The sequence below is a fragment of the Mesorhizobium sp. L48C026A00 genome, from assembly GCF_000502375.1.
Taxonomy (GTDB): domain Bacteria; phylum Pseudomonadota; class Alphaproteobacteria; order Rhizobiales; family Rhizobiaceae; genus Mesorhizobium; species Mesorhizobium muleiense.
Map to the genome: position 1 here is coordinate 177,775 of NZ_AYWU01000007.1, position 22,620 is coordinate 200,394.

At 62.4% G+C, this 22,620-nt stretch carries 15 protein-coding genes and 1 pseudogene; 10 read left to right on the top strand and 6 right to left on the bottom strand.

Translation table 11 applies throughout. The features are described from left to right. Window positions 1-293: 293 nt before the first annotated feature. The 3 genes and pseudogenes from X738_RS57445 to X738_RS57455 all read left to right on the top strand — a co-directional run bounded on the left by X738_RS57445 (window position 294) and on the right by X738_RS57455 (window position 7,076). Window positions 294-3,919, top strand: a pseudogene (locus X738_RS57445) (DUF5801 repeats-in-toxin domain-containing protein). A gap of 77 nt (window positions 3,920-3,996) precedes the next feature. Then, window positions 3,997-5,730 (top strand): type I secretion system permease/ATPase, encoded by a 1,734-nt coding sequence (locus X738_RS57450; RefSeq protein WP_023799142.1) that lies wholly within the window; start codon window positions 3,997-3,999, stop codon window positions 5,728-5,730. Between the two features lie 14 nt (window positions 5,731-5,744). Then, complete coding sequence (locus tag X738_RS57455) at window positions 5,745-7,076, top strand: HlyD family type I secretion periplasmic adaptor subunit (protein WP_245277655.1); 1,332 nt, start codon at window positions 5,745-5,747, stop codon at window positions 7,074-7,076. A 91-nt stretch (window positions 7,077-7,167) separates the two neighbouring features. Here X738_RS57455 and X738_RS57460 read toward each other — a convergent pair whose 3' ends face one another. Both X738_RS57460 and X738_RS57465 read right to left on the bottom strand, forming a co-directional pair. Then, window positions 7,168-8,418 (bottom strand): NAD(P)/FAD-dependent oxidoreductase, encoded by a 1,251-nt coding sequence (locus tag X738_RS57460; protein ID WP_023799144.1) that lies wholly within the window; start codon window positions 8,416-8,418, stop codon window positions 7,168-7,170. Window positions 8,419-8,428: 10 nt separating this feature from the next. Beyond that, on the bottom strand, window positions 8,429-9,817 hold the full coding sequence (locus X738_RS57465; RefSeq protein ID WP_023799145.1) for an aminotransferase-like domain-containing protein: 1,389 nt from the start codon (window positions 9,815-9,817) through the stop codon (window positions 8,429-8,431). Between the two features lie 332 nt (window positions 9,818-10,149). On the opposite strand from X738_RS57465, the gene X738_RS57470 reads away from it, so the two are divergent. From X738_RS57470 to X738_RS57485, 4 genes are read left to right on the top strand one after another with little or no spacing between them, the layout of a single operon-like run. After that, the gene (locus tag X738_RS57470; RefSeq protein WP_051407825.1) at window positions 10,150-11,310 is read left to right on the top strand and encodes an ABC transporter ATP-binding protein; all 1,161 of its coding nucleotides are present in this window, start codon (window positions 10,150-10,152) and stop codon (window positions 11,308-11,310) included. Between the two features lie 5 nt (window positions 11,311-11,315). After that, complete coding sequence (locus X738_RS57475) at window positions 11,316-12,365, top strand: ABC transporter substrate-binding protein (RefSeq protein WP_023799147.1); 1,050 nt, start codon at window positions 11,316-11,318, stop codon at window positions 12,363-12,365. 4 nt (window positions 12,366-12,369) lie between these two features. After that, a complete protein-coding gene (locus X738_RS57480) occupies window positions 12,370-13,650 on the top strand; it encodes an ABC transporter permease (protein WP_023799148.1) in 1,281 nt (426 codons plus the stop codon). Window positions 13,651-13,652: 2 nt separating this feature from the next. Beyond that, window positions 13,653-14,477 carry an ABC transporter permease gene (locus X738_RS57485; protein WP_031254888.1) on the top strand — a complete coding sequence of 275 codons (825 nt, stop codon included), beginning with the start codon at window positions 13,653-13,655 and terminating at the stop codon, window positions 14,475-14,477. Window positions 14,478-14,523: 46 nt separating this feature from the next. Here X738_RS57485 and X738_RS57490 read toward each other — a convergent pair whose 3' ends face one another. Continuing rightward, window positions 14,524-14,862, bottom strand: a complete 339-nt coding sequence (locus X738_RS57490; protein ID WP_023799150.1) for a winged helix-turn-helix transcriptional regulator — start codon at window positions 14,860-14,862, stop codon at window positions 14,524-14,526. A gap of 145 nt (window positions 14,863-15,007) precedes the next feature. Here X738_RS57490 and X738_RS57495 point away from each other — a divergent pair, with 145 nt between their 5' ends. The 3 genes from X738_RS57495 to ftsH all read left to right on the top strand — a co-directional run bounded on the left by X738_RS57495 (window position 15,008) and on the right by ftsH (window position 18,554). Continuing rightward, window positions 15,008-15,922, top strand: coding sequence for an NAD(P)-dependent oxidoreductase (locus tag X738_RS57495; RefSeq protein WP_023799151.1), 915 nt, complete (start codon window positions 15,008-15,010; stop codon window positions 15,920-15,922). Continuing rightward, window positions 15,915-16,328 (top strand): GFA family protein, encoded by a 414-nt coding sequence (locus X738_RS82620; protein WP_084833706.1) that lies wholly within the window; start codon window positions 15,915-15,917, stop codon window positions 16,326-16,328. Before X738_RS57495 ends, X738_RS82620 begins: the two co-directional genes overlap by 8 nt. 312 nt (window positions 16,329-16,640) lie before the next feature. Then, window positions 16,641-18,554 (top strand): ATP-dependent zinc metalloprotease FtsH, encoded by a 1,914-nt coding sequence (ftsH, locus tag X738_RS57500; protein WP_023799153.1) that lies wholly within the window; start codon window positions 16,641-16,643, stop codon window positions 18,552-18,554. Window positions 18,555-18,667: 113 nt separating this feature from the next. On the opposite strand, the gene X738_RS57505 is transcribed toward ftsH, so the two are convergent. Genes X738_RS57505 through X738_RS57515 form a run of 3 tightly spaced genes read right to left on the bottom strand, consistent with a single transcriptional unit; the run spans window position 18,668 to window position 22,618 of the window. Continuing rightward, complete coding sequence (locus X738_RS57505) at window positions 18,668-20,452, bottom strand: ABC transporter ATP-binding protein (protein ID WP_084833707.1); 1,785 nt, start codon at window positions 20,450-20,452, stop codon at window positions 18,668-18,670. Continuing rightward, the gene (locus X738_RS57510; protein ID WP_051407816.1) at window positions 20,452-21,468 is read right to left on the bottom strand and encodes a glycosyltransferase family 2 protein; all 1,017 of its coding nucleotides are present in this window, start codon (window positions 21,466-21,468) and stop codon (window positions 20,452-20,454) included. Before X738_RS57510 ends, X738_RS57505 begins: the two co-directional genes overlap by 1 nt. A gap of 46 nt (window positions 21,469-21,514) precedes the next feature. Beyond that, a complete protein-coding gene (locus X738_RS57515; protein WP_031254894.1) occupies window positions 21,515-22,618 on the bottom strand; it encodes a glycosyltransferase family 2 protein in 1,104 nt (367 codons plus the stop codon). Window positions 22,619-22,620 lie beyond the last annotated feature (2 nt).

Below are 22,620 nucleotides of genomic sequence, written 5' to 3' on the forward strand. Positions count from 1 at the left end.
CCAATGCTTTAGCGCGGCTAGCGCAAGCGCCTGTCGCACCCTGATAATCGAAGGATCTATATCGTTCGATCAGGTGCGGGCATTCACCACAATACTATCGAACCGAGAATGGACGCGTCCTCTCCATCGGCGAACAATAACAATTGAGGGCCGCCAATCAGTACGCGATCGGGGTGCACCCATGCAGGTGCATTCCGGCGTCATCGGATGTCTCAGGTGACTTTGGCCGGATAGTTCCGGGCACCTGGGGGTGGATCCCTTTTCTTGAAGCGTTTTAACCAAGGAGAATCTCCATGGCACTCGACATCGAGACCCAAGACATCATCATCGACGAGACCACCGGTCTTCAGGACGATGATATTGACCCGTCCGTTTCGCCGCACAGCACCAACGCCACGCTGCTATATCTCCTAAGTCTCGACGATGCGGGCGGGCTGACCTCACCGGAGGTCGCCTTCCAGACCGACTTCGTGGTGGCCTCGGCGAGCGCAGGGGAAACCATCACCTCGGTCGTTCTCGCCCAGAACTCCGACGGGGACCCGTTTTCCACCACCGACGGCGTGAACAGCGGCATTCGGACGGTCGATGGCAATTATGTCTGGCTGTTCCAAGACCCAACTGATCCAAACGTCGTGATCGGCGTCATTGGTACCTCTGATCCGCTCGTCGAGCCCGCTGAGACCGGGCCGCTCGCCTTCTCGTTTGCGCTGATCCCCACCAGCGCCACCAATGCGGACCTGTACACGGTCGAGTATGTGCCGTTGCTCCATCTGGACCCCACCTTGCCGGACGACCAAATCGATCTGACTGATAAGGTGTTCGCCTCGGTCACGGGGACCTCCGTGGTTAATTTCAGCCAGCTTGGTGACGCCCCTCCTGGACACAACAATTGGTATATCCTCGACGCCGACGTAGCGAGCCCGCAGAAGATTCTTGTCACGGCTCACGACAATGGCGTGCAAACTGAAGTCAACATCAGCACGCAAGGCTTCGGTGTCGCATCTCAAGACGTGCGCTTTGGCCGTGAGCTTCAGATCGACCTGATCAACGGCGGCACCCAGAGCGCGGGTAAGAACTTTACCAACGCGCCAATCGCGCCTGACTACATCGACCACATCGAGAACGTCTCCAGCGCGGGTTTTTCAGTCTCGCAGTCCACGCCGACCAACACCGTGGCTGACATCGAGATCCACGCCTATAATAATGACGACAACGCGGAAGGCGCTGCGCTCCCCGGTGATGACAACGATGCGGAGATCAATATCACCGGAGTGACTTTCAAACTGAACGGCGTCGCAACAACAGCCGCGGCCCTGGGCATCACGGTTGATCTCACCGGCACTGGACTGATCCTTCTCGATGTCGGCGAGGGCGTGACGGTCGATTCACGACCGCAGGCGGGGCTGGCGGAACCTTTGACCGCTTCACCATCAAGAATATCGACTCGGAGCATGACTTTTTCGATGTCAAGGAGTTGCACTTTGGCGGTGAAGTAGCCAACGCTCACAACGAAGAGGTCGGCTCCTTCATCAAATTTGACGATGACGGGCCGAGCATCACGGCAACCGGTGTCCCGCCGACGCTCACGGTTGATGAGTCCAACTTTCTGGTCGACGCCAGCGCGGATTTNATACACTCGCCCGACACCGGCCCGGATCAGGAAACGACGTTGGCGTCCAATGATCTCGTCACTTTGACGGCGACCATCACCGACGGTGACGGCGATCAGGACGACGACACTGTCAACATCGGCACAAGCCTCGTCTTCAAGGACGATGCTCCGACGATCACGGCAACCGGTGTCCCGCCGACGCTCACGGTTGATGAGTCCAACTTTCTGGTCGACGCCAGCGCGGATTTCTCGACCGCCTTTACCTCGAATGCCGGTGCGGATGGTGACGCCATCAGCTATGCGCTTGGCATCAGTCAGGTCACAAACGACAGCGGCCTCACCGACACCTTAACCGGCCAGTCCGTCCTGCTTTTCGTCGAAGGCGACGACGTGGTCGGTCGCGCCGGTTCAGCCGCCGGCGATATCGTCTTCACGGTCAGCGTGGCTGCTGACGGTACTGTGACACTCGATCAGGCGCGTGCTGTNTCGACCGCCTTTACCTCGAATGCCGGTGCGGATGGTGACGCCATCAGCTATGCGCTTGGCATCAGTCAGGTCACGAACGACAGCGGCCTCACCGACACCTTAACCGGCCAGTCCGTCCTGCTTTTCGTCGAAGGCGACGACGTGGTCGGTCGCGCCGGTTCAGCCGCCGGCGATATCGTCTTCACGGTCAGCGTAGCTGCTGACGGTACTGTGACACTCGATCAGGCGCGTGCTGTTATACACTCGCCCGACACCGGCCCGGATCAGGAAACGACGTTGGCGTCCAATGATCTCGTCACTTTGACGGCGACNATACACTCGCCCGACACCGGCCCGGATCAGGAAACGACGTTGGCGTCCAATGATCTCGTCACTTTGACGGCGACCATCACCGACGGTGACGGCGATCAGGACGACGACACTATCAACATCGGCACAAGCCTCGTCTTCAAGGACGATGCTCCGACGATCACGGTGCCGTTCGACGGTGACCCCGGTACCGCAGGTATCCAGCACGAGACTCTGGCTAACACGCTCAACGCGTCGGACACCGGAGACTTCGGGTACGACATCGGCGCGGATGCTCACACGGCCCTGTTCTACACGAACGGCGGTTCTGACTTTGTCGACCAGGATAACGTGCTTGCTGGCGTCCAGATCGGACTCAGCGGCACGATCACCGGCGGCGGCGGAGGTAATGTCCTCACCCCGAACGTGACGCTCGCGTCGGAGAGTCTCACCTCCGCGACGTTCAACTTCACCTTCACCTACGACAAGGACCCAGCGGCTGGCCTCCAGGAGGGCACGGCGGGCGGCACCCTCGTCTTCGACAAGGTTGCCGACACTTATACCATCAAGCTGACCGACCCGCTCGAAGGCTTCAGCTTCGACGTTATCCACACCAGTGAGCTCTTATCCAAGGAGCCCACGAGCAACACGGGCCACCCGCCGATCGTGGTGGCACGGTTGCAGGCGGATGACCCGAACACGCCGGATGACGAAGACTTCTACGTGCAGTTCACGGGCAACGCGATCAACAACGCCAACCCGTCGTTCAGCTTGACGAACAATGGCGAAGGGTCATCCGCTGACTCCACGTTCAACGGCGTTCCTCCTCACGAGATGGTGAGTAACAACAATGAAACGTGGGTGTCTGCGACGCAGAGCACCAACGGCGTCGCCGGTGACACGATCCAGAAAGGCGAACTGCTCACGTTGCGGTTCTTCAACAGCAACGTCGGTATCGCGGCCGAGCCTACCACCCCGACGGCGACCGCCGGCACCATGGCCATCAAGTTCGACGGCATCGGCAACAGCGAGGACCTGATGCTGATCCTCGACCTGATCGACAAGAACGGTGCCGACAACATCGCCGGCACCGCGGACGACAACTCCACGATCACGCGGGCTGTGTACGTGTCGAACGCCGACATCTTCAAGACGGGTCAGGTCCCGGCCCCGTACAGTAGCGAGTTCACGCTCGACAATAACGACGGCCTCGTGATCATCGAGCAGAACGACTACAACGCAGCCGGCGAAGACTATGTGATGCAGGGTGCCCAGATCATGCAGTCGGGCAACGGGATCACCGGCACTGCGATCGACCTGACTAGGGCGACCGGCGCTGGCGGCGGCAGCAATGCGACCACCAACCTTGTGGCCTTCGACGCCACCGATAACGACGTGCTGAAGATCACGGACATCGGCTTCACCACGACCGTGACCCAGACGCCGGATGCCAACCTCGACTTCGCCTTCCAAGTGGAGGACGCGGACGCGGACCAGACAGCGATACAGCACATACTTGTTGACGTCGCCTGACATTTGTCCAACGGGGGCAGCTAATGCTGCCCCCGTACTGCCACCCGCGATCTGTTGCACGAGATGTCATCCAAATGATGAAAGCCAACCAACAACAGCCCCCTGCCCTGCAGGTGGTGATGAAAGAGGCCAGACGCGCGATCCGGCCGCTTATCTGGTTCAGCGGCGGCATCAACGTGCTGATGCTGACCGGGGCGCTTTATATGCTCCAAGTCTATCAGCGCGTGTTGTCCAGCCACAGCCTGGAGACGTTGGTGATGCTGTCGCTGATGGCGGCAGGGGCACTCGCGACAATGGCGGCGCTTGAGGTGGTGCGCGGGCGTCTTCTGGCTACCGTCGGATCGTGGATGAACGCGCGGTTGGCACCAGTTCTCCTGACCGCCTCGGTCGAATATGCCGCCTCGGCGCCCGGTCAGGCCAACGCCCGTCCGCTGCGCGACCTGGATCAAGTACGGAATTTCTTCACCAGCCCGAGCATCTTCCCGATCCTTGACGCGCCTTGGGCACCACTATTTTTCATCGCCATATTCTTTATGCACCCTTGGCTGGGTTGGTTGGCGCTGGTCGGCGGGATCGTACTATTTGCGTTGGCGTTGCTCAACGAACACCTCACACGCAAGCCGCTGACCGAGGCCGCAAGCGCACAGTCGCGGGCATACGTGCAGGCTGAGGCGGCGATCCGCAACGCCGAGGTCGTACAGGCGATGGGCATGTTAAAGCCGCTGCTGGAGGGCTGGAAGGCGCAGCAGGACGAGGCAAACAAAGGACAAGTTCTTGCTGCCAACCGTGGCGGCGTCATCGCGGCCATCGCGCGTTGTCACCGGCTGGCCCTGCAAATGGCCATACTGGGCCTTGGTGCTTATCTAGTACTTCGGAACGAGGCTTCACCCGCTATCATGATCTCCGCCGCAATCCTGATGGGTCGCGCGTTGTCTCCGGTCGAGCAAGCGATCGGCACATGGAAGGCGACGGTCGGCGCGCGTGCCGCTTACCGGCGTCTCACCGCAGTCGCCGGACAGCACCCGGAGGCCACACCGGTTCTGCCACTACCACGTCCGAAAGGTAAGTTTGAGGTCGAGAACATCGTACTCGCCCGACAGGGCGGCGAGCCCATCCTGAAAGGGATTAACTTCCAGCTCAAGCCGGGTGAAGCAATGGCGTTGATCGGCCCGAGCGCGGCCGGCAAGACGAGTCTGGCGCGAATACTGGCCGGTGCTTGGCGTCCATCCGGGGGGCGTGCTCTACTGGACGGCATGGACGTTGCCCAATGGGCGGCGGAGGACCGTGGTCATTATGTCGGTTACTTGCCGCAGGACATCGAGCTCTTCACCGGTACCGTCTCCGAAAACATCTGCCGCTTCGTGCAGCTCAGTCCAGCGGTCTTCAACAACGTGGTCAAGGCCGCGCAGTTGGCGGGAGTTCACGAACTGATCAAAGGACTGCCGAAGGGTTACGCCACCGAGATCGGCGAATCCGGCGCGGTGCTGTCAGGCGGGCAGCGCCAACGCATCGGGTTGGCGCGGGCACTCTACGGCGACCCGGCACTCATTATCTTGGACGAGCCCAATTCCAACCTCGACCGCGAGGGTGAGGACGCATTGATCGCAGCCCTCAGCACGGTCAAGGCGGCGGGCACGACCATTGTCCTGATCGCGCACCGACCGAACATCATGGAGAAGGTTGACAAGATATTGGTCCTCAATCGGGGCCAACAAGACCTCTTCGGTCCACGTGACTATGTCTTCAACGAACTCGCCGCGCGCATCCGCAAGGTGAGTCAGACGCCAACTATAGTGGCGAACCAGGCATGAAAACGAGAACAGATATGAACGTCGTGCCGTTACCTGTCCCGCCACCCTCCGTACTGGAACCGGTACCCCTGCGTCTCACGGGCGTGACGCGCACCGGGTTCGCGATCATGTTCCTGTTCTTCGGCGTGGCCGGGGGTTGGGCGGCGCTGGCACCGTTGGACAGCGCCGCAGTGGCACCGGGCGTTATCAAGGTCGCCGGCGACCGCAAGCTCATCCAGCACCTCGAGGGCGGCATCATCGCGGAGTTGAACGCCGCCAACGGTGATATCGTCAAGGCGGGCAAGGTCCTCATCCGACTCGACGACACACAGGCAAAGACGCAGCTTGACCTGCTCCAGAACCGGATAGCAACGCGTGAGGCGCTGGCCGCGCGTCTCAGGACTGAGCGTGACGGCAAGGCCGAGATCGAGTTTGATCCGGCGTTGCTCGCAAACCCCGCCACTGCCGCAAAGGATGCGGTGGCCGCACAGCGTGACGTGTTCGCGGCGAAGCACCACAACTTGAAGGACGAGCGGGAAATGCTCAGTCAGCGCCGTCACCAGACCGAGGAAGAGATAACGGGACTGGAGCAGCTTATCGTCACCGAGGACAAGCAGATCGAGGCGATCGAGGGTGAAAGCAAGGATCTTGAGAGTCTGCTCAAGAGGGGGCTGACCACCCGCGAGCGGAACCTGTTGCTCAGACGACAACAGCGGGAGATCGAGGGGGAGCGCGCTACCAACGTTGCGGCAATCGCTCGTGCCAGAAGCGCCATGGCCGAGATTGGCATGCAAATCTTGAACCTCGACACAGTGCGGCTGAACGAGGCCGTCGAGGAGTTGAGCAAGGTCGAGGCGGAGTTGTTTGACCTCAGACAGGAGGAGCGTTCCGCCAAAGACGTGCTTGCCCGTACCAATGTCGTCGCACCAGTTGACGGCATCGTCATGGAGCTGAAGGTCCACACTGCGGGCGGTGTCGTGAAACCCGGTGAGACGTTGATGACAATCGTGCCGCTCGGACAGCAACTCGTGGTCGAGGCTATGGTCAAACCAGAGGATGTCGAGACGATCGCCCCCGGACAGCGCGCGCGCGTCAGCTTCCCGGCCTTCGCCCGCTACAACCTGCCGCCACTCGACGGCGTCGTGGGGATCGTGTCGGCTGACCGCATGGTGGAGGAGCGCAGCGGGGCACCGTATTTCGCCGCGACCGTGTTGATCGACAAGAGCGAACTGGCCAAGCTGGAGGGCCGTAAGCTGCTGCCCGGCATGTCGAGCGAGGCGATGATCCGGACGGGTGCTCGCACCGTGCTTTCTTACCTCGCCGAGCCGATCACGCAGAATTTCCGCCGAGCCATGCGGGAAAAATAGTCACCTTTACTATCCGAGCCGAAGACAGAACTCGCCGGCCTTTGCCGTGCTGGTCGAAGCGCTGCGCTATCGCGGCCGAGCCAAAGTAACTTCATGCGTCGAAGCGGTTCGCTGCAAAAGGCGCGAGGCGGTCAGGATCGCCGCGTCCGGCAATCAGGTCGGCGACCATGCAGGCCGTGATCGGCGCCAGAGTGAGGCCGAGATGACCATGACCGAAGGCGTGGATCACCCTATGGCTGCCACGCGACGGACCAATGACCGGCCGGGAATCGGGCAGCGACGGCCGGAACCCGAGCCATTCGGATGAAGACCGGCCGAGTTGGGGAAAGAAGTGCCTGACACCGCGATCGAGCAGCGCCAGCCGGCGCGGATTTGCCGGCGCTGCAAGCCCGCCGAGCTCGACGGTTCCGGCGGCACGCAGCCGGCCAGTCATCGGCGTCATGTAGAAGCCGAGATCGACAGGACAGACCGGACGATTGAGCAGAGGCGCTTCGGTCGGGAATTCGAGATGATAACCGCGTTCGGTCTCGAGCGGGACCCTGTCGCCGGCCTGCATGGCCAACGCCCGCGATTGCGCGCCCGCGGCGATCACCACCGTGTTCGCCTTGACGCGAAGACCGGATCCGCTGAGCCTGACACCGTCCGCCTCGACCCGCAGCCCGGTTACACCAGCCTGCGCCACCGACACGCCGCGGCCGGTCCCGGCATCGAGCAGCCGCCGCATCAGCGTCTTTGGATCGGTGACGTTCATCGAATCCGGAAAATACAGTCCGCGGGCCCCGGCCGATGGCAGGCTCGGCTCCAGCGCTGCCACCTCTCCCGGCATCAGAACCTCCTGATGCACGCCAAACCCGGCGCGCAGCGCCCTGCCCCCAGCCGCCTTGGCGAAATCGCTCTCGCGACGATATAGGTAAAGGCAGCCGTTGCGGCGCAGCAGATCGGCCATATCGGCCTCTTTTGCCATCTCCTCCCAGGCCGGCAGGGCCTCAGCCAGAAGCCCGGCGAGCGCCAGCGCATTGGCACGGGTGGCCGCCGGAAGCGACTCTCTGACAAAACTGACCAGCCACGGCGCCAACTGGAACAGAGCCGGCCAGCGCAGCGAAAAAGGGCTGTCTGGATCGAGCAGCAGTTTTGGCAGCGAGCGCAGAACGGCCGGATTGCCGACCGGCATACAGGCATATTCGGCGATCGTTCCGGCATTGCCGAACGAAGCGCCGGAGCCCGGCTCATTGGGGTCGACAAGCAAGACTTCGCGGCCCTCGGCGGCAAGGCGGAGCGCCGTCGCAAGCCCGATAACGCCAGCGCCGACAATGGCGATTTCAACGGTTTCCGCTGCTGCCATGACTAAACCCCTAGACGAAGCCAGGCAGTTGCAGATGCCCGGCCGCGAGCAGTTCCGCCATGGTGTTCAGTGCCGTGCGCAGATCGTCGAGCGAGCGCGCGGCGCCGACATTGATGCGCACCCCGTGCTGTACCGGTTCGCGCCCGACCGCGAAGGCATCGCCGGGAAGAACGGCAACGCCACGTTCCAGGCAGGTGCGAGCGAAACCCGCGCCCCGCCACGGCTCCGGCAGGCGCAGCCAGGCATGGGTCGAGGTGGCGTGGCTCTGGAAATCGTAGCGGCCGAGGATTTCGGTGAGGATGGCCTGGCGCTGGCGAAGCTCCTGCTTCTGGGCTTCGATGATACGCGCCGCCGAGCCCTCTTCTATCAGCCGTGCGCCGATCAGCGCGGTCAGAGGGCTGATGCTCCAGCAGTTTATGCGCAAAGCCGCGGCGACCTGCCCGGCTATGGCGCGTGGCGCGATCACAAAACCGAGGCGCAGTCCCGGGGCAAGGCATTTCGACAAGGCGCCGATGTGAACCGTCAATTCGGGCTCGAGGCTGGCAAGCGACGGCGGCGGATTGTCCGCCAGCGGCCGATAGACGTCATCCTCGATGATGAGGACGTTATGGCGACGGGCGACAGTCACCAATTCGTGCCGGCGCTCCTCGCCCAGCGTGATGGTGGTCGGGTTGTGCAGGGTCGGCACCAGGAAGACCGCGCGCGGGCGCAGCTGCGCGCAGGCCGCCTCGAAGGCGTCGGCCCGCATGCCGCCACGGTCCATGGCGATGCCTCTGAGATCGAGCCCATGCACCCGGCATAGCGCATTGATGCCCTGATAGGTCACTTCGTCGGCGAGCACGACCTCGCCCTGCCTGGTCACCGCGCCAAGCACGCAATCCAGCCCATGCTGGGCACCCGCCGCCAGCACCACCCGGCCGGGATCGCCGTCGCCGGCGACCGGCTGCATCCACTCGGCAATCGCCGCCCTCGCCCACAGCGGCCCCTCGGGCGGGTGATAGTCCTGAAGCGTGGCGTAGTGCCGGTCCTTAGCCAAGCGCGGCAGCAGCAGGGCCAGGGCTTCGAGATAGGCCGAGGTTGCCGGCCGGTTGACGGAAAGGTCGATGACGCCGCTGTCGTCGCTTGGTGCCGACACGAAACCGGGTCCTTCGCCGCCGTTGCGGGCAGCCACCGTCGTGCCGCGTCCAGGCCGCGCTTCGAGCAGGCCGCGCTGCTGCAGCGTCGACAGCGCCCGCGTCACCGTGGTGACGTTGATGCCCAGTGCGCGGGCAATCTCGCGCTGCGGCGGCAGCCTGTCTCCAACGGCAAGCGTGCCGGCTGTAATCCGTTCGGCAATAGCGTCAGCAAGGCGCCGGTAGACCGGGCCTTCTTCCGAGGCGAGTTGCAGGTCCTGAAGCATGCGGATTGGCGGTTTCGGTGTGTTGACACTCTGGCTACCGGCGCATCTAGCATAAGACAATGTTCCGGACAATAGCGCTTGTCCGGTGCCTAATTCCAAAATCCGGGCTGAAAATCTCATACAACACCGAAGAAAGCCGCTTGACGGGCAAACTTGTCTGCATCTATGGTTCTTTGGCGATTGATTGTGTGAGCATACAAGTTTGGTTTGCCGCCTTGCGCGGCCAGCGTCAAGCGAGACCGGCACATGGACGGCAAGCACCATTTCGTTTCGACAAGCGGCCATTGCGGGCGCTCAACGGAATTCCGTCCGTGATCGCCGAAGCGACAGGCCTGTCTGACAGCGCGGGTCCGGCACCGGAGGTCAACGTCGGCAGCCCCAATGCCGGTGGCCGGGGATTTGTCGAGTTCGTCGATGTCGAGAAATCCTATGACGGCCGCACTTTCGCGGTGACACGGCTGAACCTCAGCGTGGCGCGCGGCGAGTTCCTCACCCTTCTCGGCCCCTCAGGTTCGGGCAAGACGACGACGCTCAACATGCTTGCCGGCTTCGAACGGCCGACCAGCGGCGTCATCACGCTTGAAGGCCGGTCGGTCGACAGGCTGCCGCCCTACGAACGCAACATCGGCATGGTATTCCAGAACTACGCGCTGTTTCCGCACATGAGCGTCGAGGAGAACGTCGCCTTCCCGCTCTCGGTCCGCAAGACCACCAGAGCGGACGTGGCATCCCGCGTCGGCCGCGCGCTCGACATGGTGCGGCTGCGGCAGTTCGGCGACCGGCGGCCGGCACAGCTTTCCGGCGGCCAGCAGCAGCGTGTCGCGCTTGCCCGCGCGCTGGTGTTCGAGCCAAGCCTGGTGCTGATGGACGAGCCGCTCGGCGCGCTCGACAAGAAGCTGCGCGAGCACATGCAGATCGAGATCAAGCAGCTGCACACCATGCTCGGCGTCACCATCGTCTATGTGACGCACGACCAGAGCGAGGCGCTGACCATGTCGGACCGCGTTGCCGTGTTCAACAATGGCGGGATTGCCCAGCTCGGTTCGCCTGACGATCTCTACAACACGCCGGAGAGCTCGTTCGTCGCCAGCTTCATCGGCGAGAACAACACGCTGGAAGGCAAGGTCGAGCGCGTCTCCGGCAAGGAGTGCCGCGTCGCGCTGTACGGCGGCGGTTCGGTCGCCGCGCTGGCCATCGGCGTCGCCGAAGGCGCGGCCTGCCATGTCGCCATCCGCCCGGAACGGTTGAAGCTCGCGCCCGCTTCGAACGGTGCAAATGCGTTAGCCGCCACGGTCGAAGGCCGCATCTATCTCGGGGACCACCAGCGTCTTCTGGCCAGGCTGGAAAGCGGCCAGGTGCTGACCGTCAAGGTCGGCCCCGAAGCGACCATGGGCAACGGGGAGCCGGTCACGGTTTCCTGCGCGCCCACCGACTGCCGTGCCCTTCCGGCCGATGCCGGAACGGGCGGTTCCATCTCGAAAACAGGGGAATAAGAACAATGAAGATCACAAAAGCCCGGCTGTTCGCCTTCGCGGCAGCCACAGCATTCATCACCATGGGAAATGCCGCCTTCGCCGACGAACTTTCGATCATGGCCAGCGGCGGCGCCTGGCAGGATGCCCAGCGCAAGGCATGGTTCGAGCCGTTCAGCAAGGAAACCGGGATCAAGATCGTCGAGCAGGAATATCTTGGCGATCTTGGCAAGGTCAAAGCGATGGTCGATACCGGCAACGTGCCGATCGATCTGGTGACTGTCGAGACGGCGACTGTGCTGCAGGGTTGCGACGCCGGCATTCTCGAGCGGCTCGACTATTCCAGGATCGCCCCCCGTGAAAAGTTCATCGAAGGTTCGGCGCTCGACTGCGGCGTCGGTCTCGACGCCTATGGCGATGTCCTTGCCTATGACCCTAACGTGCTGAAGGAGGCGCCAACCTCGGTCCTCGACATCTTCGACACGACGAAGTTTCCGGGCAAGCGCGCGATGCGCAAGTTTCCGGCACAGAACCTCGAATGGGCACTGATGGCCGACGGGGTCGCGGCGGCCGATGTCTACGAGGTGCTGGCAACCCCCGAAGGCGTCAACCGCGCTTTCAAGAAGCTCGACACCATCAAGCAGGACATCGTCTGGTGGGATGCCGGCGCACAGCCGCCGCAGCTCCTCGCATCCAGGGAAGTGGTAATGACCACCGCCTGGAACGGCCGTATCCAGAACGCCATCGACAAGGACGGGGCGCCGTTCAAGATCGTCTGGAACAACCAAATCCTCGAATATGACATGATCGCCATTCCGAAGGGCGCCAAGAACCCGGATCTGGCCTACAAATACCTTGCCTATATCAGCCAGCCGGAAATCAACGCCAAGCTCGCCAGCTACATCACCTACGGGCCGGTGCGCATCGATGCGGCCTCCTTCGTCGCGCCGGACGCCCTGCCGAAATTGCCGAACGCACCCGACCACATGAGCGCTTACCTGGTCGCCGATACCGAATTCTGGGGCGACTATGGCGAGGACCTGGTCAAGCGCTTCAACGCCTGGCTCGCGCAGTAGGGAAATGTCGGCGCTCGAGCCCACGAAACTGGACCGGCCGCGGGCAAGCCGCGACTGGTCGGCCGCCGATTCCGGCGCAGCAAAGTCGGTTGCGGCTGCACTTCGCCGCGCCGATCTCGGCGACCGCCTGCGATCGCTGACGCTGGCGGCACCTTTGCTGGTGCTGCTGGCATTGAGCTTCGGCATCCCGATTGTCCTGTTGCTGTCGCGCGCCGTTTATGATCCGACGATTGCCGACGCCTTGCCGCAGACCAGCCAGGCATTGCGCGGCTGGAACGGCACCGGACTGCCCGACGATGCTGCGTTCCTGGCCCTTGCCGCCGATCTCCGCAGCAATCAGGCCAAGGGCACCGCCTACGAACTCGCCAAGAGCCTCAACGCCCGCCTCCCCGGCGCGCGCAGCCAGGTGCTCAAGACGGTGCGCCAACTGGATTCTGCCGACCGGCCGCCGCTGGAGGTGATGAAAGCGGTGCCGTTCTGGTCGGCGCCGGGCACATGGCCGGTCATCGAGAGCGGCACCCATAGCGTGACGTCGTTCTATCTGCTGAGCGCGCTTGACCTGCGCTGGAATGCCGATGGCGGCATCGAAAGAGTGCCACCCGAACAGGCGATCTTCGTGCAGGTGTTCATGCGCACATTTTTGGTCGCCGCAGCCGTGACCCTGGCCACGCTGGTCCTGGGCTTCCCCCTCGCCTATCTCATCGCCTCCGTGCCCAAGGGCCTCGCCGCAATCCTCATCGTTGCGGTGCTGCTGCCGTTCTGGACGTCGATCCTGGTGCGAACCGCGGCCTGGACGGTGCTCCTGCAGAAATTCGGCCTGGTCAACGACCTGCTGCTGTGGCTCGGCGTCGCCGACGACCGGTTCGATTTGATGTACAGCCGCATCGGCCTGATCATCGCCATGACCCACATCCAGCTGCCGTTCACCCTGCTGCCGATCTACAGCGTCATGCGCACCATCCAGCCCTCGCAGATGAAGGCTGCCTATTCGCTCGGCGCAAAACCTCTCACCGCGTTCCGCCGCGTCTACCTTCCACAGGTCTTTCCGGGCATCATGGCCGGCTGCCTGCTCACCTTCATCCTCTGCCTCGGCTACTACATAACGCCGGCGCTGATCGGCGGCGCCAGCGACCAGCTGATCAGCAATTTCATCGCCAGCTATGTCAATGTCGAACTGAATTGGGAGATGGCGGCAGCGCTCAGCTTCATCCTGCTCGTCTTTACCCTGGCGCTGTTCGGCATCTTCGCCCGCATCCTCGGCCTCGACCGCCTCAAGCTGGTATAGCCATGTTGCTGTCTCCCTATCCAACGACAGGCGAAAGAATCCGCATCGCCCTGCTCTGGCTGTGGTGTGGCACGGTGATCCTGTTCCTCCTCGTGCCGATTCTCATTCCCGTTCCCTTGTCGTTCAACAGCGGCGCCTTCTTCATCTTTCCGCTGGAGGGAATTTCGACCCGCTGGTACGAGGTCGTGCTCGGAACCCAGCGCTGGCAGGCAGCCATCGGCAACAGCCTGATCGTTGCCTTCGGGACGACGCTGATCGCAACGATATTAGGCACGTTGACGGCGATCGCACTTTCAGACGAAAAAATTCCCGGCCGCCGCATCGTCATGCCGCTGCTGTTGTCGCCGCTGATCGTGCCGGTGGTGATCACCGCCGTCGGCTCGTATCTGTTCTACGCGCGCGTCGGCCTCGCCAGCACCTATGCCGGGATCATCCTGGCGCATACCGCGCTCGCCAGCCCGTTCGTCGTCGTCACGGTGGGGGCGAGCCTCTCCGGCTTCGACCGCAATCTGATGCGCGCCGCCGCCATCTCCGGAGCAAGGCCGATCACATCGTTCTTCAGGGTGATGCTGCCGCTGATCCTGCCCGGCGTGCTGTCAGGGGCGGCCTTTGCGTTCGTCACCTCGTTCGACGAGGTCGTCGTGGCGCAGTTCCTGGCCAGCGCCAATCAGCGCACCATGCCGCTCGAGATGTTCATCGGCCTGCGCGAGAAGCTGAGCCCGGCAATCACCGCCGCCGCGTCGCTGATGATGGCATTGTCGATCGTGCTGCTCGTCGTCGCCAATCTTCTGGCCCGCCGTGGCAAGCAGCGACCGCGCATCGAGTAGGAATGTCGTGCGGCGGTCGGCCAAAGCCTCTATAGGCCTGCCGACGTCAGGCTGCTTTACGCTGCGATTTCCATGTCTCGTGGTGCTTGCCCCACGCCGACATGACTGTCACCGCATCGTTCAGACTAAAGCCGAGCGGCGTGATCGAGTATTCCACGCGAGGCGGCACCTCGTCATAAGCGCGCCGGCTGACTAGTCCGTCGGCTTCCATCTGCCGTAATTGCTGCGTGAGCACCTTCTCGCTGACGCCAGGCAACAAGCGGCGCAGTTCGGCAAAGCGGTATGGCCGCAGGTGCAGTTCCCATAGCAGCGAGGTTTTCCACTTTCCGCCGATGGCCTGCAGCGCGGCAGCAAAACCGCAGCTGTCTGGTTCCTTGCGCCTCATTTGGCAGCTCCTGTCATGATGGCCATAGCTTACCTCAAGGTGCGTACTTCTCAACACAGCAAGAATTTATATCTTCGGACTGAGCGCGCCAAACATGAAAACGGACCCTCGTCGAGAGGGCCATCAGTCTATCGGAGAAGTTACTATGGCATCAAATGTCTGCGTGCTCGGCGCGGGCCGAATGGGCTCGTCCATTGCTCGAACGCTGCTCGACCGCGGCTATCCAACCTGGGTCTGGAACCGGACCGCGGCAAAATGCGAGCCATTGGCGGCCCTCGGCGCGAAGGTGGCATCTTCCGTGCAGGAGGGAATCCAGGCGGCCGAGGTCGTGATCATCAATGTTCTCGACTATGCCGCCAGTGACGCTTTGCTGAAGCGGGACGGCATCGCCTCGGCATTGGCCGGCAAAGCCGTCGTGCAACTCACCTCCGGCTCGCCGCGTCTGGCACGGGAAGAAGCGCGCTGGGTGGAGGCGCATGGTGCCGGCTATCTGGACGGGGCGATCATGGCCACTCCGGATTTTATCGGCAAACCAGAGACCGCAATGCTTTATTCGGGTTCCCGCGACGTTTACGAGAAGCACAAGCCCCTGCTGTTCGCGCTCGGCGGCGGCACGAACTATGTCGGCGAGTTGCCGGGCCAGGCCTCTGCACTTGATACCGCTCTGCTCACCCAGATGTGGGGCGGGCTCTTCGGAGCACTCCAGGGCATGGCCGTCGCCGAGGCCGAAGGTCTCGACCTGGAGACGTTCAGGAACCATCTTTCCGCATTCAAGCCGGTCGTCGATGCCTCTCTGTTCGACCTGGTGGATAGAACGAATGCGCGCCGTTTTGCCGGCGACGACGCAACGCTGGCGTCATTGGGCGCCCATTACAGCGCCTTCCAGCACCTGCTTGAGGCGTGCGAGGAGCGAGGCCTCGACGCGGCCATGCCGCGCGCCATGGATATGATTTTTCGGCAGGCGCTTTCGCTGGGGAGCATGGAAGATGATCTTGCATCTCTCGCGCTGCTGTTTCGAAATGGCTCGCCGCGTCAGAGCCGGGAGCCAGCGAATGCATAGCGGCAATACGAAACGAACCGCGACCTGCTCATGCCGGGGCGTGGAACTTGTCCTCGCCGGAGAGCCGCGACGCGTCTATGCGTGCAGTTGCATGGAGTGCCAGCGCTGCACCGGAACGGCGTTCTCATACCGGGCCATCTACGCCGGTTCCGCCCTCGTCGGCCAGAAGGGCGAGACCAGGTCCTGGCGCAGAACCGGCTCGTCGGGACAATGGTTGGAGCAGACATTCTGCACTACATGCGGCTCGGTCGTCTTCATGCGGGCAGAAGGGCTGAAGGATGCGCTGTCGGTATCAGTCGGCTGCCTGGAGGACCCGGAATTCCCACCCCCGATAATGCTCCATTGGCGTCACAGAAAGCATAAATGGCTTTGCTTGGAGGGCCTGCCCGAAGCAGCCGCCTCTTGAGGGCGGATCACCAAGCGCGATGTCTGGCTTGCAATAGGCTCGGCATCGTGAGTCCGGCAACGTCTCCTTCGGCAATCGATTTCCGTTCAAGAAGGTCCCGATTGGAAGGATAGCTGTCGCCCTCACAGCACTCCTTGCAACACTTTGCGCTCCCCGACGTTCTCCCAAGGCACGCTCCGAAGCCGATTGTCGCGGCTCCAATGGCAAATCCAATTGCTGGGGAGCTATGACGGCTTCGCCGGGCTGGTCACGGCACCCAGTATGACGCGGCGGTTCGGCGATCTGCATCAATGTGACGCTGGAGGAGACGCCATGGACATGGGCAACAGGAAGACGCAGTTCAATATCTGGTACTGGATCGTCGCCTTCGTCGGGCTGATGATCTTCCAATACGTCTACACCGCCACCCAGCACGTCGCGCAGATTCCCTATAGCCAGTTTGAAACCCTGCTGCGCGACGGCAACATCGCCGACGTGCAGGTTTCCGATCGCTTCATCCAGGGCCGCTTCAAGCAGCCGCAGGACGGCAAGCCGCTATTCATTACCACGCGAGTCGAACCCAACCTCGCGCGGCAGCTGCAGGAACACGGCGTCACCGTCACTGGCCAGATCGAAAGCACCTTCCTGAGCGACCTGCTCTCCTGGGTGGTCCCGATCCTCGTCTTCTTTGGCTTGTGGATGCTGCTGATGAGACGAATGGCTGGTGGCATGGGCGGTTTGATGCAAATCGGCAGGAGCAAGGCCAGGGTCTATGTCGAGGCCAATACCGGCGTCGGCTTCGACGACGTGGCGGGTGTCGATGAGGCCAAGGCCGAGTTGCAGGAAATCGTGGATTTCCTGAAAAGCCCGCAGGAATACGGCCGTCTTGGAGGGCGCATGCCCAAGGGCGTGCTGCTGGTCGGACCGCCCGGCACCGGCAAGACACTGCTCGCGAAAGCCGTTGCCGGCGAGGCAAAAGTTCCGTTCTTCTCGATCTCGGGCTCGGAATTCGTCGAGATGTTCGTCGGCGTCGGCGCCGCCCGTGTGCGCGACCTGTTCGAGCAGGCACGCGCCAAGGCCCCAGCGATCATCTTCATCGACGAGCTTGACGCGCTGGGCCGCGCCCGCGGTGCAGGCCCGATGATGGGCGGACACGACGAAAAGGAGCAGACGCTCAATCAACTCCTGGTCGAGCTCGACGGTTTCGACCCGAAAATCGGCGTCGTGCTGCTCGCCGCGACGAACCGCCCGGAAATCCTTGACCCGGCACTTCTTCGCGCCGGCCGTTTCGATCGGCAGGTGCTGGTCGATCGCCCGGACAAGCAAGGTCGCGTCCAGATCCTTAAAGTCCACATGAAGAAGGCCAAGCTGGCGGCGGATGTCGATGCCGAAAAAGTCGCCGCGCTGACGCCGGGTTTTACCGGCGCCGATCTCGCCAACCTGGTCAATGAGGCAACCCTGCTCGCCACGCGCCGGAGGGCGGATGTCGTCACGATGGACGATTTCAACAATGCGGTCGAGCGCATCGTGGCCGGGCTCGAGAAGCGCAACCGGCTGTTGAACCCGAGGGAACGCGAGGTCGTCGCCTATCACGAAATGGGCCATGCGTTGGTAGCCATGGCGCTGCCCGGCGTCGACCCCGTGCACAAGGTATCGATCATCCCGCGCGGCGTCGGCGCCTTGGGCTACACGATCCAGCGGCCGACCGAGGACCGCTTCCTCATGACCCGCGAGGAACTGGAGAACAAGATGGCGGTGCTGCTCGGCGGCAGGGCGGCCGAGTGGATCGTGTTCGGGCATCTGTCGACGGGGGCCGCCGACGACCTGGCCAAAGTGACCGATATCGCCCGCGCCATGGTGACGCGTTACGGCATGTCGGAAAAGCTCGGCCATGTGGCGCTGGAAAAGGACCAGCGCTCCTTCCTGAGCCCCAACCCACTTGCCGGCGGTCCGCGCGAGCACGATTACGGCGAGGCCACCGCCGAGGCTATCGACGAGGAGGTTCGCGGCATCGTCGACACAGCTTTTTCGCGAACCGTCGGGCTCCTCACCGAGCGACGGGACCTGCTGGAAAAGACGGCGCGCAAGCTGCTCGAGATCGAGACGCTCAGCGAGGCCGAGCTCGCATCGCTCGTCGGAAACGTCGCGACACCGGATCGCACAGCGGCATCCGAACCGCAATCAGGGAAGCGACCGATACGACGAGGCAAGGCTGCGGCGACAAATTTTTCGCGCCGGGCTGAGTGACGGCCTTCCTGTCCCGACCTGGTCCGGGTCGACTGCCGAAAGCCGCAGCCCCACATGAGAGATACTGCCTGCGGCGGGAAGGCGACCGCGGCAAGCAGAATCGCAATCCCTCATCAATCCATTGATTCATGCTGGTAAAGCTCATCCATGCTGAGCGTCGCCAGAGCGGCGAAAGGCGCCTGCTTTTTCACGCGACCGCCGCTGAGGATCACCACGTCGTCGCAGAATGAGATGGTGCTGTGATGATGACTGATCACTATGGTCGTGCGGCGGCCTGCTCTCGACTTCAAGGTCTCGACGATTGCCGCTTCCGACAGTCCGTCCACCGCATTGGTGGCTTCGTCCAGGATGAGGATATCGGGATCGCGCACCAACGCTCTCGCCAGTGCGATCCGCTGCCGCTGTCCGGCTGAAAGATTGACGCCCCGGTAGCCGACGACCGTCTGGTAGCCTTGCGGCAGATGTTCAATGAATTCATGCGCTTCGGCCAGCTTTGCAGCACGCTGGGCGTCGCCGGCCGAGGCTGCGTCCTGCCCGTAGATTATGTTCTCAAAAATGGTGCCATCCACCAGTTCCAAATCCTGGCTGGCAAGTGCGACATGCCTTCGCCATTGGCTGGGATCGATCTGGTCGAGGGGTGATCCATCGACGAGAATTCTACCGGCATCAGGCTCGACGAAGCGGCACAGGAGATTGACGATCGTCGTCTTGCCTGCGCCTGAACGGCCGATGAGCGCCGTCGAGCGGCCGCTGCGGATCTCGAATGCCGCCGAATGCAGCACCACGGCACGCTGGTCCTTGCCGGAATAGGTAAAGGTCACGTCATCGAACTTGATCCCTTGCGCCAAGCCCTGGAACGGTCGGTGTCCTCGCGGAGGTTCGGGCTTGTCGGTCGGGTCCAGCATCCAGACCACCTCTTCAAGCGATCCGCTCAAGCCTTGCAACTGGCTCCAGGCCATTTGCAGGGCCCGCATATACGGCTGCAGCCTGTAGAGCAGGATGACGAACGCGACGATCATCGGGAAACTCACGCCCACGAACCAGGCGCCGATCACCACCGCCAGAAACAGCATCGCGTGGAGAACCTCGGTCAGCGGCGGCAACGCGCCCTGACGCGTAAGCAGGACGAAAGCTGCCCGGCGAACCGCGTCCGACGCCTGATCGAATGTCGCCTTCTCGCGGCTCTCCTGTCCGAAAATGCGGATCAGACGCCCGGCATGCACGAGGTGGAGCATCTGCGATGCAAGATCGCTGTTGCGCGAGGCGACGCTGCGGCTCGGCGCCTTCAAATTGGCTGACAGCACCGCGTGCGCGATCTGAACGACGACCAACCCCAGCGTGACCAACAGTGTCATCTGCCATGAAAGCAGGAGCAGAAAAGCCAGCAGAATGATTGCGGCCGATGCGCTGACGATGGCCGTCAGCATGATCTGGATCGCATCCGATGCCCGCCAGGATTCGTTGGAGATGATGTTGAGCAGCCGTCCGGGACTTTGCTGCAGGAAGAATGGATATCCGACCCGTAGCAACTGCTCCGACAGTGCGCTGCGGATCGAATGGCTGGCCTTGCCATAGATGAAGGTCGTCAGCAGCGTGTTTGCGAAGGCGAAGACGTTCTTCAGGACGATCGAGCCGAGAATGGCGACCGAAATGACGATCAGCCGGTCGCGCTCGCTGAGGTCAGATCCGAAATGCTGGAACACGGCAGAAAAGCCGGCCATTCCGGTTTGATCCCCCTGCCCCATGATGATGCCCAGCAAGGGGATGATCAGCCCTATGCCGAAGCCTTCAAGGGCCGCGCTGGCAAGACCCAGCATCACCACGGCAGGAAGCAGCCGCAGTTGCTTCCGTCCAAGCGCGCGGCGCAGCATCGGCAGGCTCGGCGGTACCAGTCGCATTATGGCGTATTCACCCTCGCCTCGGCATTTGCCTGTTGATCCTGTGCTTGTTGATCCTGCCGCACTTGCGGCGCCTGAGGCCGTCTCGCCAACGAAAGAACCGCGAACTTGGCCGCGCCGAGCAGATTCATGATGACGATCGGCCAGTGCGACAGCTTGAGTTCGCAATCGAACCGAGGCCCCTTCACCAATTCCCGGAAAGCCGATCGGACGGCCCAGTAGAAATGGCGAAGCAGCCAAGGCGCATGGCGAACATGTTTCAGGCACAGCCCGCCATTGCCCAGGCAGTAGTCGCGGTGGAGCTTTTCGATGGCCTTGCGATCTCGCCGGCCGTGATGGTGGAAAATCGTCATGTCGGGCACATATTCGACTGGTATTCCGAGCAGCACCGCTCGCACAAGATAGTCCGTATCTTCCGCGGAGCGCAGCGGGCCGCCTGCGCCGAACCGCTCGTCGAAAAGGCCGATGTGAGCAGCAGCATCGCGGTGCATCGTCATGTTGCAGCCGAGCACAAAACCGCCGGGATGAACATCCGATGTAAGCCGCTCGCGGACCAGCGATCGCTTGATCGTGAACGGCAAATCCCTGGCATCGCCGATCTCGACGCGGCCTCCCCGGACGACCCGTTCCCCGGTCCCATAATGTCGCTGCAAATCACTGAGGTAGTCGCCATGGACCTGGCAATCATCATCGACGAAGACCAGCACACGGCCCCGTGCGCGCGCCAGACCGGCGTTGCGAGCCGCCGCCAATCCGCGTCGTGGCTCGCAAACAGCCGTCAATGGGATGTCCGACAGTTCGGCGATGCTGGCCAGGCGTTCTGCCGTGCGGTCGGTCGAGCCGTTGTCGACAACCACGAGTTCGGCCGCGAAGGCAGGATGGGCACGGCACGCGGCTTGGATCGACTTGATGCAAGGCTCGAGAACCGCAACGCGGTTGCGCGTGCAGACGATGAAGCTGACCTCCGGTGCGGGGCCGTGCTGCGGCCGGGGATCGGCCGAAATGGGCGCAAGCATACTCGAGCGACTGTGCTGCAGAGGCTGGTGGGATTTGACTGTCATTCTAGCGCAACCCAAGGGAAGGCAGAACCGCCGCGGCCGGCACGGATTGCAAGTACCGCGACAAGGCGTCTACCTGCCTGGTCGCCGACATCGAGACGAGACTGAACCGCGGCGCGTAGGCGCCGGCACGCAATGCGTACCGCTCGCGACGCCGAATGCGGTCCCATTTGGCAGTCCGCGTCAGGAACTCATGCGTCAACAGCGGTTGCATCTCATCGCCTATGAGTTGGTAGAGGAAATAAAACAGGTTCAGCGTGCCGGCCTCATAGCTCGGCCTCGTTTCCGCCGGCAGTCCGGAAATCCTCTCCTGCAGAGCAAGCATCCAATCGGCGGCACGGCGGACCGTGTCCATTGAGGCAGCATCACCGATGTCGCGGAGGTCCCGCGCGTTTGGCGCGAGGCCTTCCCGCTCAAGGGCTTCGGCCACGATCTTCAAATGCGTCCTCCGCATCTCCCGCTTGTGCCGGTTCGTCACGCTGTCGCCATGGATACGATAGGCGATCAGGTTTTCGGGGATCATAGCGGCCGGGTAACGGTCGGTAAGCCGTCTGAAGAGATCGAAATCTTCGGCATGGGTATAGCTCTCGTCGTAATATAGATCGCCGTCCTTTATGGCGTTCCTATTAAAAACTACTGTAGGATGCATGAATATCGTGAAGAACATTGACAATATGCCCAGGATATTTTCCTGAAGAGCTGGATCAGGCAGGCCTTTGACGATGCGGTTGCCAAGCAGGAAATCGACACCTGCGCCGCACAGGGCGAGGTCGGGCCGCCGGTTGAAGAGTGCGACCTGACGCGACAGGCGCCAGGGATAGGCGATATCGTCGGCGTCCATCCTGGCGACCAGATCACCGCGAGCCACCGCCAGCCCTTCATTCAGGGTTGCGATGAGGCCCCGGTTTTCGCGTGAGACGATGGAGATGCGGTTGTCAGATTTGCGGAAATTCTGCAGGATCTGCAGGGAATTATCCGTCGATCCGTCATCGGTCGCGATGATCTCCAGGCGATCGTAATCCTGCCGCAGGATGCTGGCGAGCGCGGCTGCCAGATAAGGTCCGGCATTATAGATCGGCAGCAGAACGGACACCAAGGGAGCAGCCAAGG